Source organism: Mycobacterium sp. 5-140-3-2 (genome assembly GCF_035666375.1).
Taxonomy (GTDB): Bacteria; Actinomycetota; Actinomycetes; order Mycobacteriales; family Mycobacteriaceae; genus Mycobacterium; species Mycobacterium intracellulare.
The window spans coordinates 679,943-696,445 of record NZ_CP142025.1 but is presented as its reverse complement, the minus strand read 5'-3'; the positions used below and the strand labels follow the sequence as shown (position 1 = coordinate 696,445).

Genomic DNA, 16,503 nt, shown 5'->3' with positions numbered 1-16,503 from the left:
CAATACCACATGCTTGACCAGGTCAAAGGAGACGAATGGCTGACAACGTGCTCACCGATCGCACGGTGGTGATCTCCGGCGGGAGCCGCGGGATCGGACTCGCGATTGGCATCGCCGCTGCCAGGCACGGCGCCAACGTGGTGCTGCTGGCCAAGACCGACACACCCCATCCGCGCCTGCCCGGGACGGTGCACACCGCGGCGGCCGACGTCGAGTCCGCCGGCGGCAAGGCGCTGGCCGTCGTGGGCGACGTGCGCCGCGAAGAGGACGTGCAGCGCGTGGTCGACGCGGCCGTGCAGCGGTTCGGCGGCATCGACATCTGCGTCAACAACGCCAGCGCCATCGCCACCGACCCGACGGCCGTGCTGTCGGCCAAGAAATACGACCTCATGCAGGAGATCAACCTGCGCGGCACGTTCCTGCTGACCAAGGCGTGCGTGCCCCACCTCCAGAAGTCGGCCAACCCGCACGTGCTGACCATCTCGCCACCGCTCAACATGAACCCCCGCTGGCTGGGCGCCCACCCGGCCTACACGCTGTCCAAGTACGGGATGACGCTGCTGTCGCTGGGCTGGGCGGCCGAGTTCGCGGACGACGGGATCAGCGTGAACTGCCTGTGGCCGGAGACCTACATCGCCACCGCGGCCGTCACCAACATGGCCGATGGCGACCGGCTGGCCGCGTCGTCGCGCAGCCCGGAGATCATGGGCGACGCCGCCGTCGAGATCGTCTCTCGACCCGCCCGGGAAGCCACGGGCCAGTGCCACATCGACGCCGAGGTGCTGCGATCGGCCGGGGTTGCGGATCTGTCCCGATACGGCGGCGGCGAGCAGCCGATCCCGGACCTATTCCTGGACTGAATACCTAAGCACGGCAGAGGATTTCGCCGTGCGGGATGGCGATCCAGCCGTCTTCGGCGACGGCCCATTCTCGCCAGGCGGCGGAGATCTCCTCGAGCTGCGCCGGGGTGGCCAGCTCAAGGGTCACCAGGTCACTGGCCACGGTCGAATGAAGGATCCGCTCGGCCCACATGCCGCCCCACCATTCGCGCGTCTCGGGTGTGGCGTAGCACCACAGGCTGCCGGTGGGCGTGATGTCGTCGAATCCCGCCTGCTGTGCCCAGGACAGCAGCCGCCGGCCCGCGTCCGGCTCGCCCCGGTTGGCGCGAGCGACGCGTTGGTAGAGCTCGCGCCACAACTCGAGGGCGGGTAGCTGCGGGTACCAGATGAACCCCGCATAGTCGGCGTCGCGGACCGCCACGATGCCGCCCGGCGCGCACACTCGCCGCATCTCACGCAGGGCGCGCACCGGGTCGGCGACGTGCTGTAGCACCTGATGGGCGTGGACGACATCGAATGTGCCGTCGGCAAAGTCGAGGTCGTGCACGTCGGCGGTGCCGAAAGAGACGTTGGACAGGTTGCGTTGTCGGGCTTCGGTGCGGGCCACGCCCAGGACGTCGGCGACTTGGTCGACGGCGGTGACGGGTCCGGGTGCGACGCGCGCGGCGAGGTCAGCGGTGATGGTGCCGGGACCGCAGCCGATGTCCAGCACCGACTGGCCCGGCTTCAGGTGGGGCAGCAGGTAGGCCGCCGAGTCTTCGGCGGCGCGGCGGCGGTGGCTGCGCAGCACCGACTCGTGGTGGCCGTGCGTATAACTGGCCCGGTCGTTCATCTCGCCAGCGTACGTCGACGAGCCACATGATGAAACATGTGTCTCGCTATATGAGACAGCTAGTCGACGGGGACGTTGAGAATCGGGAGGTCGAGACCCGCGCCCGGACCGTCGAAATGCCACCATTCGCCCGAATACACCTTCAGGCCGCCATAGTTCATGGCGTTGCGCAGCGCGGCTCGATTCGCCGTCGCGTCGGCGCTGATGCCCTGCGTGTTGAACGCCGTTGCCCGAGAGGTGAAGTCGTCGAAGTCGGTGCCCATGTCGGCCAGGCACAGCCCACCCGCGTGTAGTCCCGACGTGCAGGGCTGTTGCGGCGTCGTGAACGTCACGTCGACCGAGCGTCCCGACTCATGGCTGCGCGCATATTGGCCAGGTCGTGCCACCCAGGCGGGGTTGGGGACCAGGCTGAACATCTTGACCTGGACGTCATGCGGCCGATAGCAGTCCCAGAAGACCAGGAGGTGGCCCTGCGGTCGCAGCGCGCCGGCCGCGGCGGCGAGCCCGGGGGCCATCGATTGGTGCACAAGGCATCTGGCGTCGGACGGATACAGCTGCGTGTGGGTGAAGTTGTTGGTCGTCGCGTAGCGCAGATCGAGCACGGCGTCGGGAACGACGGTGCGGACGTCGACGAAGCCGGCCGCCCGCGCGGCGTCGCTGACCGGCGGCACGTCGGGGCCCGCCGAGGCGCGAGGGGTGCCCCAGGCCTGGCCGCACCCCAGGATGAGTGCGAAAGCGGCCAGCCTGAGCACCCCTGCGCGACGCATTGGGCCATTGTCCCGGTTGATCGGTCCGCGTCGGGTTATCTGGCCCTCGGGGCGCGCCTCATTCGCGTTCTGCCGTCGCGACGGCGAGCCAGTCGTCGTCCGCGAGCCGGCTTGCGCGCGACGGGTCGTAGCGGCGCAACAGCGCGGGCACGGTCGCGTGGTCGCGCAGCTCGAATCCGTGCGCTGCCAATGTGGCGGTCAGGTCGGCCTCGGTGAAGTCGCTGCGATACGGTTCGCCGCGCCGGGCCACCATCCGGGTGATCCGGCCCGCGCTCTTCCACGGGGTGTCGGCGGTGACGACGCCCGCGGCGATGTGGTCCAGGACGAGGCGACTCCCCGGGGTGCAGAGGCCGGCGAGGTCGGCGAGGGTCGCGTCGATGGCGCCGCGGGTCAGGTAGGGAGTGACGCCGAGCCACACCACGAGGGCGGGCTGGTTGGGGTCGAAGCCGGCGGCCAGTAGTGCTTCGCGCAGCGCGTCCCGTTCCAAATCGCAGGCGACCCAATGGATTCGGCAGCTGTGCCGCGGCGCCAACAGCCGCTCGACGACCGGGCGCTTGTGCGCTTGAGTGGTTGGCGCGTCGACCTCGAAGATCGTCACCGGGGTCCCCGCGCGGCGAAGGCTGGTGGTGTCGAAGCCCGCGCCCAGCAGCACGAGTTGGCCGATCCCCGCGGCGATCGCAGCCTCACATGCGTCGTCGACGTAGCGCACCCGAAGCGCGATGTGGGCGTGCAGGCCTCCCCACAGGTGGTCAAATATCCGAAGAGCGGCGTCGGCGGCGCACCGATGAACCAACATGGCGCGCAATGCGGGGTGTTTGACGAAATGTCGGGAGTACGTGTCCTCCACGAGCCGCCGCCCCGGTGGCCGCAGCGTTTCCGCAGCGCGTTGAAACGCATTGACTTCGGCGGTCCAACTCGCCGCGCGATCGAGGCGCCGAGCGCCCACATCAACCATCGTCTCCCCTTTGCACCAAACACCCGGTGTTGACGCTATCCACCCCACCGGCCCATCGGTAAGGTCCAATTCGATGCCGAATTCGTGGACCAGTCGCGATACCGGAGTGGACCTGCACCTCGAACTTCCCCCGGGTCGGGGCCGGCGTGCGGCGCTCGAAGCCGCTCTGCGACAAGCCATCCGGGGTGGACGCCTCGCCGCGGGCGAGGCGCTGCCGTCCTCGCGTGCCCTCGCCACACAGCTCGGGCTTGCCCGCGGCACCGTCGTCGAGGTCTACACGCAACTGGCGGCCGAGGGATACCTCCGGACCCGTCCAGGCGCGGCCACCCAGGTGGCGGGCGGACCGCACGTTCAGGCACCGATCGAATCGATGCGGGTTACCCAGCGCTACGCGGCCGATTTTCGCCTCGGCCGCCCGGACCTCAGCATGTTCCCGCGCGCCGAATGGTTACGCGCGTTGCGCCGAGTCCTCGAGGCCACCCCCCACGCCGAACTGGGGCCGGCGGACCCGCGCGGGTCACCACGCTTGCGCGCGGCGCTGGCCAACTACCTGGGTCGAGTGCGGGGGGTGCTCACCACCGGCGAGCACATCGTCGTCTGCAGCGGGTTCACCCAGGGGCTCCGCCTGGTGTGCGAGGCGCTGGCCAACGGCGGAGCCCGGTCGATCGCGCTCGAGAATCCCTGCCTGCCCGACCATCGCGCGACGGTGGCGGCGAGCGGGCTCACCGTCGAGCCCCTCGACGTCGACCACGGGGGTGCGCGGCCCGAGGGATTCAATACGGCCGTCGCCGCGGCGGTGCTCACCCCGGCACACCAGGCTCCGCTCGGGGCGACGCTCGACGCCAACCGGCGCACCGAGTTCGCGCACATCGCCGCGACCCGGGGCGCGTATCTGATCGAGGACGACTACGACGGGGAATTTCGTTACGACCGGCACCCCGTGGGCGCGCTGCAGGGCCTGGCGCCCGAACACGTCGTCTACGCCGGCAGCGCCAGCAAGAGCCTGGCGCCCGGCCTCCGCCTCGGCTGGCTCGCGTTACCCGCCGCGTTGGTCGACGGGGTGGTCGAAGCCAAGCGCCGCGCCGATCGCGGAACCGACGTGCTCGCGCAGCTGACATTCGCGGAGTTGATCGAATCCGGAGCGCTCGACCGGCACATCCGGCGGATGCGGCGGCGTTACCGCAACCGCCGCGACGCCCTCGTCGTTACCCTCGGCCGCTGCGCCCCCGGGATGCCGGTGTTGGGCATCTCGGCCGGCCTGCACGCCGTTGTCGCGCTGCCCGAGGGCATTTCGGAGGCCGAGGTGTTGAGCGCGGCGCGCGGACGCGACATCGCCCTCACCGGGCTGACCCGGTTCTGGCACGGCACGGGCCGCCGCAGAGACGGAATCATCATCGGGTACGGGACACCGCCCGAACACGAATACACCACCGCCCTGGCCCGTTTGGGAGAGTTGATGTCCGCCGTCTCGGGCGTCAGTCGGCCGGGATGAAGTCGATGTGCAACTCCGTCAGGCCGCGCAGCAGGAACGTCGGCTCGTAGTGGTACTGACGGCCACTGGGCGATCCGTGCTTGGCCTCGCTGATCCTGAATTTGCGCGTGCGGTCCAGGAGGCGGTTGATGGTGATCTGTCCCTCCACCCGCGCCAGCGGCGCGCCCGCGCACGTGTGAATGCCGCGACCGAATGCGATGTGCTCGCGCACGTTCTTCCGATCGGGCCGGAACTCGTTGGGATTGTCGAACTTTCGCGGATCGCGGTTGGCCGCACCCAGACAGAGCATGAGGACGGTGCCAGCCGGGATGTGCACCCCGCCCAGGGTGGTGGTCTTCCGTGCCAGCCGGAAGTCCACCTTGGTGGGGCTCTGCATGCGCAGTGCCTCCTCGATGAACGTGCCGATCAAGCTTCGATCTGAACGCAGCCGCTCTTGCAGCTCGGGGTCGTCGCCGAGGACCTGCACCGCCGAGCTGAGCAGTTTGGTCACGGTCTCCTGCCCGGCCGCGAACAGGAACGTCGCCGGCCGGACGACCTCCAACAGCGGCGGGACCGAGCCGTCGGGGTACGTGGCGGTGGCCAGGCCGGTCAGCACGTCTTCGCGGGGTCGCCGTCGCCGGTCGGTGATGTAGGCGCTGAACAGGTCGTCGAGGTACTGCAATGGGTTGCTGCCCACCGGTTCGTGATCCAGCGCGCCCACTCGGGCGCCCGGCGCGTTGCCGGCCCCGAGATTGCGGCGGATCTCCGGGCGGTCCTCGTCGGGAACCCCGAGCAGATCGGCGATCGCCAGGGTGGCGAACGGCTTCGCGTACTCGCTGAGGAACTCGCAGTGGCCGTTGGCGATGAACTCGTCGAATTGCCGGTCGGCCAATTGCCAGATGTAGTCCTTGTTTTCCTGCAGACGGCGCGGGGTCAGCAGCCGGCCGAGTAGTGAGCGCGCCTTGTCGTGCTCGGGCGGGTCCATGACGACCATGTGCTCGAAGATCGGGAACTCGTGGCGATGCGCCTCGATCTGCTCACTGATGTCGTCGCCTTCCGGGGTGAACGGCAACGGCGGGAACGGACCACCGATCGCGTTGACCGCGGAAAACGAATCGACGTCTTTGAAGGCCGCCTGCACCTCCTGGTAGCCGGTGACGGCCACGACCCCGTAGTGCGGTTCGCGGAACACCGGTCCCTGGTTGCGCAGGTAATCCCAGTAGTCATAGGGGTCTTGCGCGACGTCGGCGTCGGTGAAGTAGTCGACGTTGGCGAGATCGGTCATGAGTCCAATTCCTTTTCCTGGCACCGGAAAGCGCAGTGCATCACGCTGATGTGTCGCCGGCGACGGCGCTGATGGCCTGGCGCGGACAGGCGGCCACGGCCGCCTCCACGCTGTGGCGCAACGCTTCAGCCGGTTGCTCGTCGCAGGTCGCGACGTCGTCACCCAGCTCGAAAACCTCGGGGGCAATCTCCACGCAGAGGGCATGCGCCTCACACAGGCGCGGATCCACCCGCACATGCATGCGAGCCGTCGTCACCGGCCCTCCAATCCCTTGTTTGCCGCTCCACAAACTGATCGATCGACCAAATTGTTAGGATGCGGTATGCCTACCACGGATCGCGCGGGCCGGTCAAGCAAAGCCGGCGCACCCAACCGCGCGGCGGCGCGCCAACCCAAGCGGAACCCCGACGCCGGCGCGCGCAGCAAGCTGATCGAGGCCACCGCCCGCATCATGCGCGAGGAAGGCTATGCCGCGGCCACCTCCCGGCGGGTCGCCGCCGAGGCCGGCGTCAAGCAGGCACTGGTCTATTACTACTTCCCCACGATGGACGACCTGTTCGTCGAGGTGCTGCGCGCCGGTGCCGAGACCGCGCTGACGCGCATGCGCGCCCTGCTATCCGAGGACGACCCGCTGCGAGCGCTGTGGGCGATGAACAGCGACACGGCGGTGACCGCACTCAACGCCGAGTTCATGGCATTGGCCAACCACCGCAAGGCAATTGGCGCCGAACTCAAGGCCTACGCCGAGCGCGTTCGTGACATCGAGACCGCGGCCGTCACCATGGTGCTACGCGCCAACGGAGTCGATCTCGAGGAATATCCCCCGGTCGCGATCTCGATGCTGATCGCGCAGGTGGCCCGCAGCCTGTGCAACGAGAGCGCCGTCGGCGTCACCCAGGGACACGACGAGCTGCGCGCGTTCGCCGAACGCCAGATGAGCCTGCTGACGGCGCCCGCGGCCGCGTCCACGCCCGGCCGCTAGCACCGGCCGGCGCCACCGCAGCGGCGACAGGACCGTTTCCGCATCCCGGCCACCGAGCGGGCGGTCGGGCACACGTCTGTTGACACTGCGCACGAATGATGCCAACCTTCCTGATCGATCGACAAAGAATTGTCGGCCACGTCTAGGTGAGGTGCAGTCATGGGTGGAAGAGTTGAGGGCAAGGTCGCGTTCATCACCGGGGCGGCTCGCGGCCAGGGCCGCAGCCACGCGGTGCGCCTGGCGCAGGAAGGTGCCGACATCATCGCGGTCGACATCTGCACGCCGATCAGTAGCAGCAGCGAGATCCCGCCGTCGACGCCCGATGACCTGGCCGAGACGGCCGACCTCATCAAGGGCCTGAACCGCCGCATCGTGACCGCCGAGGTCGACGTTCGCGATTACGACGCGCTGAAAGCGGCGGTGGACAGCGGCGTCGAGCAGCTGGGCCGGTTGGACATCATCTGCGCCAACGCCGGAATCGGCAACGGCGGCCAGACTTTGGACAAAACCAGCGAAGATGACTGGCGCGACATGATCGACGTCAACCTTTCCGGCGTCTGGAAAACCGTCAAAGCCGGTGTGCCGCACCTGATTTCCCAGGGCCAGGGCGGCTCGATCATTCTGACCAGCTCGGTCGGCGGCCTCAAGGCCTACCCGCACACCGGTCACTACATCGCCGCCAAGCACGGCGTAGTCGGCCTGATGCGCACCTTCGCCGTCGAACTCGGCGAGCACTTCATTCGGGTGAACTCGGTGCACCCCACCAACGTGAACACGCCCATGTTCATGAACGAGGGGACGATGAAGCTGTTCCGGCCCGACCTGAAGAATCCCGGCCCGGATGACCTCAAGGTGGCCGCGCAGTTCATGCACGTGCTGCCGGTCGGCTGGGTCGAGCCGGTGGACATCAGCAACGCGGTGCTGTTCCTGGCTTCCGACGAATCGCGTTACATCACAGGTCTTCCGGTCACCGTCGATGCCGGGAGCATGCTCAAGTAAGGGCTTCGCCCATCAATGGCGGCCCAGCCCGCCGTGGTCGTCGACCGCCCGCCAGCAGCGCCCACGGGGCCTGCTGGCACTTGGCGACCGTCCATGCAGCCGACGGGTCAAACGATCGATTGGTGATCACCATCGTGGTGGCCAGGGGCGGGATCGAACCGCCGACCTTCCGCTTTTCAGGCGGACGGAATGGCCACTGGCCTGCGGTTTAACGTCGTTCATGCGTCAAATGCGGCGCGCTGAGCGCGTCTGACGCAGGCTGCCCGTCCGACGATCGGACACAAACCGGACACGGTGACAGCACTCCCGACAGGGACCCCTTCATCGCCCTTCACTCAGTGATGCGCGCCGAGGGCTCCCGGGGAGCAGATGCGCGATGCCCAGCATCACGAGGTCGACCGCCCGTCCAACGAGCACGACCGCGGAGCGACCCACTCTTCGGCCGGACACAAGCCGAACGGCCAGCCGGAACACGGACGGAGCCGCGGACGCCGGGAGGCCGCGAGTGCCCGAGGCCGCCAGGGCCGCAGGGCGCGAGAGCGGTAGCGGTCGGTCGGACGGCGGGAGCGGCGTAGGCCGTGTTCCGGCTGGGACCAACGGGCTTGTTATATGTGCCAAAAGTGTCCGCGATGCCGCCGAGGGCGGTGTTGATGCGCAGTTATCGGCGGCAGATGCCCTCGGACTGCGGTTCCCAAGGCCCGAGCTGGTGGCCTCGGCGGCAGCACTCTTTGAACCGGCGGGGCCGTGGGCGCGAGGGCGGGGCCGGCTGGGCGTAGAACCTGAGTCCGGCCGATTTCGGATCACGATCGGCCCCGGTGTAGTCCGACTCGGCTGGACCAACCCGGTGCGTCCGGAAAAGGCATCTGAGCGTGCAGTCAAACGACACCGCCTCGATGTGACGGCAGAGGTTGATCGCATTGAGGCCGGTCGCAACATTCCCGACTCGGCAGCCCGTGCGATCACCGAATGGTCTCGCAAGTCGCGCGCGGCAATGTGTCGCACCTTCGCCGAGCTCGACTACACGCCACTGGTGGAGTGCGACCGTGTCCCTGCAATGGTCACCTTGACCTACCCCGGCGACTGGGAATCTGTAGCACCTGATGGGGCTAGCGTAAAGCGGCATATGATGCTGTGGCGCAAACGTTTTCAACGGGAATGGGGTGAACCGGCCCGCTACATCTGGAAGCTGGAATTTCAACGCCGCGGCGCTCCGCACATTCACCTCTGGATGGCTCCGCCGCATGCGGTAGGCCGATCCGGCGTCAAATTCCGCGACTGGCTCTCGCGCGAATGGGCGGAGATCGTCGGCCATCCGGATCCCGAGCAGCGCGAGCGCCATTTGCTCGCTGGCACGGCCATCGATGTTCGCAACGGATTACGTGCGTGTGACCCGAAACGCCTGGCTATCTACTTCACCAAACACTCATCGCCAAACATCAACGGCGACAAGGAATATCAGCATATCGTGCCCAATTTGTGGCAGCAACCTGGGCGCGGACCCGGCCGATTCTGGGGTGTCTGCGGACTCAAGAAGGCCATTGCGGTTGTAGAGGTAGCTCAGGACGCATACCTGGCTGCGCGCCGGATCGTGCGACGCTGGTCACGTAGCCAAGCGATATACGGCAATCCCGGCAGCAGCTTCCCCACCGCCGTCGTGCCGCGCACGGCCACTCGCCTGGTCCCCCGCGTTGGTCAGTACACGGGCGTCGTGACCTTCCGGAGGGTGCGCCGACGACGAGCCTTCTGCAGCCAAGGAGGCCTCGCGGGCGGATACGCACTAGTGAATGACGGTCCGGCTTTTGCGTCCAACCTAGCTGCCGCAGTGTCGGGGGCGTCACCTAGATAAAGCAGCCGAACTCATCCATTGCCACAATGCGCACTCGGGTTCGTCACGTCATACATTCTTTATTCTGACCGTCGAAAACGCCGGTTTCGCGCCCTAAAATTTCGATCATGGTTACTCCTCCGGTCCTGCTCCGGACGTCATCACAACGCCCACCGGCCTGGCAACGCTGGGTGCTCAACGCGATGTACAACTTCGATCGATACACGATCGATGATTGGCTAGGTCTCATGAGAGATCATCTCCAGCGAACCGAGGGTGCCACCGCGATGCGGACCGCTCGCTACACCATTGATGTCATGCGCCACGTTAGGGCGCTCACGTCGGCGACCGCGAGCCTTGCTTCACACGGCGACCCGGCGGCCCGCTCTGAATTGGCCGACGCCGCTCTCGACTTGAAGAGCGCCCTCGATAGGCTTCATGAAGCGCGCGACCAGCTGCTAAAAGCCGCTGGCGCCGAACGTGTTACTGATGCTGACTGAGGCAATGAGTCTGCTCTTAAGCTGGCCACGAAAGACACGTGGGTCGCTGAGGGTGGATGTCCCCCAACGCCGGTGTGATGCGATGTGCATGACAGCATGATGTATCCCGGTGATTCGGTGCTGCTGCCTTCCGGCTTGTCCGATCGTGGCGAACGCGTGTTCCCGGTCCTGTGGTTGACATCGGGGTGAACACCTACCGTCACGCCGCACTTCGATCGGGTCGTTCACTTCTGTCTCGATGCGTCGCTGGCGCGGATAGCGTTTCGTGCCCTGCGGGCCCGCATACCGACTGGGAATCGACTTTTTGTCGGCGGCAACTGAATACTGACCACTGCGCGGCAAGCTGATCAGTTTTCGCTTGCCGTTGACACTTTTTAGTTGCGCAGTGTGCGCGAGCCCGATCCGGGCTATGCATCGTCGACCGTCTGCCGAGCTAGTTGCCGCCTTGATCGGAATGGCTTATGCCGGACGAGGATTTCCGGGCCGAGGGCCGCGAAGGGGGTGTGTCTGCCGGGCGGCGGTGCGCGGTGAGGAAATCGTCGACTATACGTTCACAATCTCGGCGATCGACTGCGCGCAGCCCGGTGAGTCGAGCGAACGCCACCGGGCCGACGAGTTGGCACAGGATCAGTTCTAGATCGAAGTCGTCGAGGCCGGCTCGGGCTTCAGGGCCTTCTAGGAGGCTGTTGAACGGTTGGCGGTAGTGGTCGATGATCCGTGTTCGGAGCGCGTTGCGATCGTAGGTTTCCTCTGTGCCGTCCGGTGTTGGCCCGAGCGCGACCCAGGCCAGCGTGGTGACGTGCAGCGGCGCTTCTTGAAAGAGGGTCGCCTGTCGGCTCAACAGCTCGATCAGTTGGTCGCGTAATGATCCCGTAGCAGGTGGTGGGGTGACCTGCGGTAGCAGCCGTTCAAATGTGGCGGCCAGCAGTTGGGTGGAGCTGGTGAAGTGCCGATACAGCGTGGTGCGTGCGACCTTGGAGGCTTTGGTGACCGCGTCGATGGTGACGGCTTCGATGCCACCGGCATTGAGGAGTTTAGTCGCCGCATCCAGCAATCGGGTCCGTGACCGAAGGCGGCGTGGGTCGACGTCGTCGTCTTCATCTACCGAGGTTTCGGCGTCACGCTCCACGTAGTCACCGTAAACCCCCCACGAACCTGGCCCGCAGCGAATTGCACCGGGGAAGCCATTCAATCCGTCGAACGATACTAGTAGTATCGTAGCGATACTATGAGTACACTTTGGCGGTGTAGGCCAAGCACCGAAGGAGGATTGGTGATCAGGCAACCGGTCGAGCGGTTCGGGACCCGGGGGAGTCGACGGTGCTGCCCCCAGTCGGCCGGCCGCGTGGCTATCGAAGGATCCAGCTTCTGCCTCGGCGCGGCGACCTCACGGACGAAAGACGTCAAATCCTGATGAATGTGCCGATTTCGCTGACGAAAACCCACCTCTGGAGGCGTGCGGTTCGGGATATCCGGCTGGCCAGTCGCGGTATTGCCAAGCGCACACACCAAGGACGCCCGGTCGACCAGGGCCGCGTTCGTCCACGTCACTATCCCCCTCGCACTTGCTCGTACCTGGACGACGATCTGATGAGTCGGGAAATGCACGATCATGTTCGCGATGAGCCGATCAGGCTGAGTTCCCGGCTGGCATTTCGCCTACGGCGTTCGTGAGCTTGTCAGCAGCCAGCGATGACCCATGCCCAACGTCAAATGATCTGCATACCAATGGATTACGTACTGACGTATCCGAGGTACGGAACCGGCGACAGGACATCGAGGTCGAGCGCCAGGGCCGATCGGTGCCGCCGCAGTGGAATGGGCACGCCTGTCGGTAGCAGTTTCACCGACACCATGAAAGGGTACCGGTAGTACTGTTGCGATACCGTTAGTTTCTTTCAACGTAGCGGAGACGGGGGATGGTAGATACCGGGTGGGTTTCGTCGGGCGTGGCGACCTTGAGTCGGCCGGTCCGGGAACAACTCCGCAAGGTCACCGCTGGTGAGGGCGTTTACAGCGACCGGCTTGCCCGCTTAGCGCGGTTCAGTATCCGGCACAAGGTTCTGGTCATCGCCGCGTGGGTGGTGGCTGCCGGCGTCTTAGCCGTGCTGTTCCCGCAATTGGAGATCGTCGTAAAGCAGCAGTCGGTGAATCTCATCCCTCCTGATGCGCCCTCGCTGCAAACCGTGGACCGGATGGGGATCGCATTCGGCGAGCAGGGATCCAAGACAACCGTCTTCGTCGCGGTAGAGGACCCGACGGGCCTGACTGCGCCGGTGCGTCAGCGTTACAACGCGATGGTTTCGCGGTTGCGTGCCGATTCCAAGCATGTGCGACTGGTTCAGGATCTGTTGGCCGACCCGGTTACTGCCGGTCAGGCGGTGAGCCAGGACGGCAAGGCATGGTATCTGCCGGTCGGGGTGGCGGGCACACTCGGCGATCCGAAGGCGGCAGAATCCGTCCAGGTGGTGCGCGCTATCGCCGCCCAGTCGTTTAACGGTACGTCCACGACGGTTCGCGTAACCGGCCCTCCCGCGACGTTCAGCGATCAAATTGATTCGGCTGAGCAGGATTTGATTGTCATTTCTGTGGTGACCGCGGGGCTGATTGCGCTGATTTTGCTGGTCATCTATAGGTCATTGTTTACCGCGTTGCTGCCACTGGTGGTTATCGGCGTCAGTCTTGGGGTAGGGCGCGGAGTGCTCTCGGGGCTGGGCGAAGCGGGGATGCCGGTGTCGCAATTCACCATCGCGTTCATGACGGCGATTCTGTTGGGCGCCGGCACCGATTATTCGGTGTTTTTGATCAGCCGGTATCACGAGCAACGCCGCCAGGGGGTCTCGCCCGACCTCGCGGTGATCAATGCGACCGCCACCATCGGGCGCGTAATCCTGGCCTCCGCGGCGACTGTGGCGTTTGCATTTTTGGCCATGGTGTTTGCAAAGCTGAGCGTTTTTGGCGCGCTGGGCCCAGCGTGTGCGATAGCCGTCTTCGTCGGAGTCGCGGCCACCGTGACGTTGTTCCCACCGGTGTTGGCGCTGGCCGCTAAACGCGGCATCGGCGAGCCCAAAGCCGACCGCACACGCCGCTACTGGAACTGGATCGCGGTGGCCGTAGTCCGCCGGCCCGGCCCATTGCTGGCCGCCAGCCTGGCTCTCGTGTTAGGGCTAGCTGCTGTGGCGCTGACCATGCGCATGAGCTATGACGACCGTCAAGGCCAGCCGGAAACGACCGCCAGCAACGAGGGTTATCATCTGCTGGACAGGCACTTTCGCAAAGATATCGTTATCACGCAGTTCATGGTCGTCGAATCACCGACCGATATGCGCACCGGTAAAAGCCTGGCCGACCTGGACGAAATGGCGTCTCGCGTGTCGCAATTGCCAGGTGTCACCAAAGTTTCCGGCGTCACCCGGCCTACCGGGGCGCGACTGGACCAGGCACAGCTTTCTTGGCAGAACGGCCAGATCGGCACCAAGATGGCCGATGCCGTCGCCAAAGGAGACGCCCACAAGACCGATCTCACCAAACTCACCGGTGGCGCCGACCAACTCGCGGGCGGCCTGGCGCAACTTGACACCACCCTGCGCACGGCGCTGACTCCGCTGACCGGGATCCTTACCCAAGCCCAGTCCAGCGGGCCACAATTTCAGCGCTTTCGCCAGCTGCTGCAGCAGCTTTCGGCTACCACACCGACCGTCGACCAAGCTATTCGAACCGGGCCCGGGCTACGCCAAGAAGCTCAACAAGCCCAACAAGCGATCGCCACCATCGACCCGCTGGTCGGTGCGCTCAACACCTCCCCCTGGTGTGCCACCACCCCCGAGTGTGCCCAGATCCGCGACCAGGTACGGATCTTGGTGACTTTGCGCGATGGCGGCTTTTTCAGCCAGCTCGCCGACCTCGGCGATTTGTACCAGCCCGATGCCAATAATGCAGGCGGCACCGTGGCAGACCTGCAGCGCACAGTCACTTCGCTGGACAAGGCCTTCGGAGCGCTTGGCGATCCCGCCGACATGGCCGGCAACATCGGCCGCCTTCAAAACGGCATCAGCCAGCTCGCGTCGGGAGCACAAGCCCTAGCCACCGGTGTGCACACCCTCGCCGACAGCAACATCGAAATGTTGTCCGGCATGAGTCAGATCGCCACCCAGCTACAGAATTCCGCGCGATCCAGCGCCGGTTCGGACAACTCCAGCGGCTTCTACCTTCCCGCTAACGCCTTCGAGAATCGCCAGTTCTCCGATGTGGCAAAGCACTTTCTATCCGCTGACGGCAAGACCGCGCGCTTCGCCATCGAATCTAGCTACAACCCCTACAGCAGCGAAGCGATGGATCTCGCGCAGAAGATCACGCACGTTGCCGATGCCGCACGCCCCAACACCTCGCTGGCTCACGCCCGGATATCGATGGCCGGCTTCCCCGCCGTCAATTCCGATATCCAGCGCCTCCTGTCGGCCGACTTTCACCTACTGGCCATCGCCACACTCGTCATCGTCGGGTTGACCCTCGTCGTTCTGCTACGTGCCGTGGTGGCCCCGCTCTACCTGCTCGGTACGGTCGTACTCAACTACGCAGCCGCACTGGGCATCGGCACACTGGTCTTCCAATACGGCCTGGGCAAGCAAATCGCTTGGCCCGTTCCGCTTTTGGCGTTCATCATCCTGGTCGCGGTGGGCGCCGACTACAACATGCTGCTGATCTCGCGGCTACGCGAGGAATCCGCTCACAACATTCGCGTCGGCGTGCTGCGCACGGTCGCGAACACCGGCTCAGTCATCACCTCGGCCGGGCTCATCTTCGCGGCCAGCATGTTCGGCCTTATGGTCGGGTCCGTCGCGATCATGCTCCAAGCCGGACTCATCATCGGCTGCGGCCTACTCCTGGACACCTTCGTGGTCCGCACCCTCACGGTTCCCGCGATCGCCACATTGCTCGGTGAGGCCAGCTGGTGGCCTCAACGGAAGCCCTTGGCCCCGCGCGCCAGAGCACGCTGACGATGACATGTCACCTGAGGGACAACGCAGCGTGACGGGCGTGGACCTTGCGCCCAAAGGGGCGCGGATTACATGACACTTACTCAGGAGCGCATCCACACGCGCGACGGCATCACTCTCGTGGCGGATTGCTACCGGCACCCCACGACTGGTCCCGTGGTGTTGCTCCTCCATGGCGGCGGCCAAAACCGCCACGCCTGGGCCACCACAGCTCGTCGCCTCCACGCCCATGGCTACACCGTCATCGCGTACGACACCCGCGGCCACGGCGACAGCGACTGGGACCCGAGCGGACAATACGACGTCGAAAAGTTCGTCGCCGATCTGCTCTCGGTTCGAGAACACGTCGGCACCGAGAGTCCCCCTGCCCTCGTTGGCGCGTCGCTGGGTGGGCTAACCATCCTGGCAACCCACCTGCTGGCCCCAGCCGGGCTGTGGGCAGCCGTTATTCTCGTCGACATCACCCCGAGGATGGAGTTCCACGGGGCCCGTCGCATCGTGTCGTTCATGGCCGCCCACCCCGACGGCTTCGGCACACTCACCGATGCCGCCGACATCATCGCCGAATACAACCCGCGCCGACCGCGACCCGAAAATCTCGACGGTCTGCACAAAGTTCTGCGCCAACGTAGCGACGGTCGATGGGTCTGGCGCTGGGACCCAGCCTTCATCAGCTCCAACTTCGATGTCCTGCAAGGCGAACTCATGACCGACACCGAGGAGTTCGAGGCGATCAGCGGGTTTCTCGCCGAAGGAGCACGTCGAATCACGGCCCCGACGCTGTTAGTGCGGGGCGCGCTTTCAGACGTCGTCTCCGAGGAAACGGTCAACGAATTCCTCGAACTCGTCCCGCACGCCGAAACAACTGACGTGACGGGCACAGGTCATATGGTTGCCGGCGACGACAACGACGCCTTCACCAGCGCTGTCACCGACTTCCTCGACCGCCGCGTATTTTTGTGAGACGGTCTTTTCCCGTGAAACCCGCGTCGCCTGCTGGGCCCCCAACACTGCGAGACCAGCAAGTGAACCCCCCTAGTACTGTTGGTTT

Annotated in this window: 14 protein-coding genes and 1 tRNA gene; 8 read left to right on the top strand and 7 right to left on the bottom strand. The window is 65.6% G+C overall.

The genetic code is table 11. The annotated features are described in order from the left end of the window. The first annotated feature begins 35 nt into the window (after positions 1-35). The gene (locus P6281_RS03545; protein WP_324738614.1) at positions 36-860 is read left to right on the top strand and encodes an SDR family oxidoreductase; all 825 of its coding nucleotides are present in this window, start codon (positions 36-38) and stop codon (positions 858-860) included. 4 nt (positions 861-864) lie between these two features. On the opposite strand, the gene P6281_RS03540 is transcribed toward P6281_RS03545, so the two are convergent. Genes P6281_RS03540 through P6281_RS03530 form a run of 3 tightly spaced genes read right to left on the bottom strand, consistent with a single transcriptional unit; the run spans position 865 to position 3,384 of the window. Continuing rightward, the gene (locus P6281_RS03540) at positions 865-1,671 is read right to left on the bottom strand and encodes a methyltransferase domain-containing protein (protein ID WP_202284638.1); all 807 of its coding nucleotides are present in this window, start codon (positions 1,669-1,671) and stop codon (positions 865-867) included. A gap of 59 nt (positions 1,672-1,730) precedes the next feature. Further along, on the bottom strand, positions 1,731-2,438 hold the full coding sequence (locus tag P6281_RS03535) for a M15 family metallopeptidase (RefSeq protein WP_026071469.1): 708 nt from the start codon (positions 2,436-2,438) through the stop codon (positions 1,731-1,733). 58 nt (positions 2,439-2,496) lie between these two features. Next, a complete protein-coding gene (locus P6281_RS03530) occupies positions 2,497-3,384 on the bottom strand; it encodes a class I SAM-dependent methyltransferase (RefSeq protein WP_020188701.1) in 888 nt (295 codons plus the stop codon). Between the two features lie 115 nt (positions 3,385-3,499). On the opposite strand from P6281_RS03530, the gene pdxR reads away from it, so the two are divergent. After that, a complete protein-coding gene (gene pdxR / locus P6281_RS03525; protein WP_014381805.1) occupies positions 3,500-4,885 on the top strand; it encodes a MocR-like pyridoxine biosynthesis transcription factor PdxR in 1,386 nt (461 codons plus the stop codon). Here pdxR and P6281_RS03520 read toward each other — a convergent pair. Together P6281_RS03520 and P6281_RS03515 are read right to left on the bottom strand one after the other, a co-directional pair. Next, positions 4,869-6,149, bottom strand: coding sequence for a cytochrome P450 (locus P6281_RS03520; RefSeq protein WP_324738613.1), 1,281 nt, complete (start codon positions 6,147-6,149; stop codon positions 4,869-4,871). The two genes, pdxR and P6281_RS03520, sit on opposite strands and share 17 nt — an antisense overlap. Before the next feature lie 40 nt (positions 6,150-6,189). Further along, the gene (locus P6281_RS03515; protein ID WP_008253529.1) at positions 6,190-6,390 is read right to left on the bottom strand and encodes a ferredoxin; all 201 of its coding nucleotides are present in this window, start codon (positions 6,388-6,390) and stop codon (positions 6,190-6,192) included. A gap of 186 nt (positions 6,391-6,576) precedes the next feature. Here P6281_RS03515 and P6281_RS03510 point away from each other — a divergent pair, with 186 nt between their 5' ends. Continuing rightward, positions 6,577-7,131 (top strand): TetR/AcrR family transcriptional regulator, encoded by a 555-nt coding sequence (locus P6281_RS03510; protein WP_085976839.1) that lies wholly within the window; start codon positions 6,577-6,579, stop codon positions 7,129-7,131. A gap of 159 nt (positions 7,132-7,290) precedes the next feature. Continuing rightward, complete coding sequence (locus P6281_RS03505) at positions 7,291-8,130, top strand: mycofactocin-coupled SDR family oxidoreductase (RefSeq protein WP_008253525.1); 840 nt, start codon at positions 7,291-7,293, stop codon at positions 8,128-8,130. A gap of 135 nt (positions 8,131-8,265) precedes the next feature. Here the strand turns inward: P6281_RS03505 and P6281_RS03500 are convergent. Beyond that, positions 8,266-8,333, bottom strand: a tRNA-Phe gene (locus P6281_RS03500). A gap of 173 nt (positions 8,334-8,506) precedes the next feature. On the opposite strand from P6281_RS03500, the gene P6281_RS26105 reads away from it, so the two are divergent. Both P6281_RS26105 and P6281_RS03490 read left to right on the top strand, forming a co-directional pair. Then, the gene (locus P6281_RS26105; protein ID WP_014379125.1) at positions 8,507-9,976 is read left to right on the top strand and encodes a rolling circle replication-associated protein; all 1,470 of its coding nucleotides are present in this window, start codon (positions 8,507-8,509) and stop codon (positions 9,974-9,976) included. A 107-nt stretch (positions 9,977-10,083) separates the two neighbouring features. After that, positions 10,084-10,455, top strand: coding sequence for a hypothetical protein (locus P6281_RS03490; protein WP_044059196.1), 372 nt, complete (start codon positions 10,084-10,086; stop codon positions 10,453-10,455). A 433-nt stretch (positions 10,456-10,888) separates the two neighbouring features. Here P6281_RS03490 and P6281_RS03485 read toward each other — a convergent pair whose 3' ends face one another. Further along, positions 10,889-11,584: a TetR/AcrR family transcriptional regulator gene (locus P6281_RS03485; RefSeq protein WP_014379124.1), complete on the bottom strand. Its 696-nt coding sequence runs from the start codon at positions 11,582-11,584 to the stop codon at positions 10,889-10,891. Between the two features lie 790 nt (positions 11,585-12,374). Between P6281_RS03485 and P6281_RS03480 the strand changes: the two genes are divergently transcribed. Both P6281_RS03480 and P6281_RS03475 read left to right on the top strand, forming a co-directional pair. After that, the gene (locus P6281_RS03480) at positions 12,375-15,452 is read left to right on the top strand and encodes an MMPL/RND family transporter (RefSeq protein ID WP_014379122.1); all 3,078 of its coding nucleotides are present in this window, start codon (positions 12,375-12,377) and stop codon (positions 15,450-15,452) included. A gap of 72 nt (positions 15,453-15,524) precedes the next feature. After that, positions 15,525-16,415: an alpha/beta fold hydrolase gene (locus P6281_RS03475; protein WP_041787016.1), complete on the top strand. Its 891-nt coding sequence runs from the start codon at positions 15,525-15,527 to the stop codon at positions 16,413-16,415. The last annotated feature ends 88 nt before the right edge of the window (positions 16,416-16,503 follow it).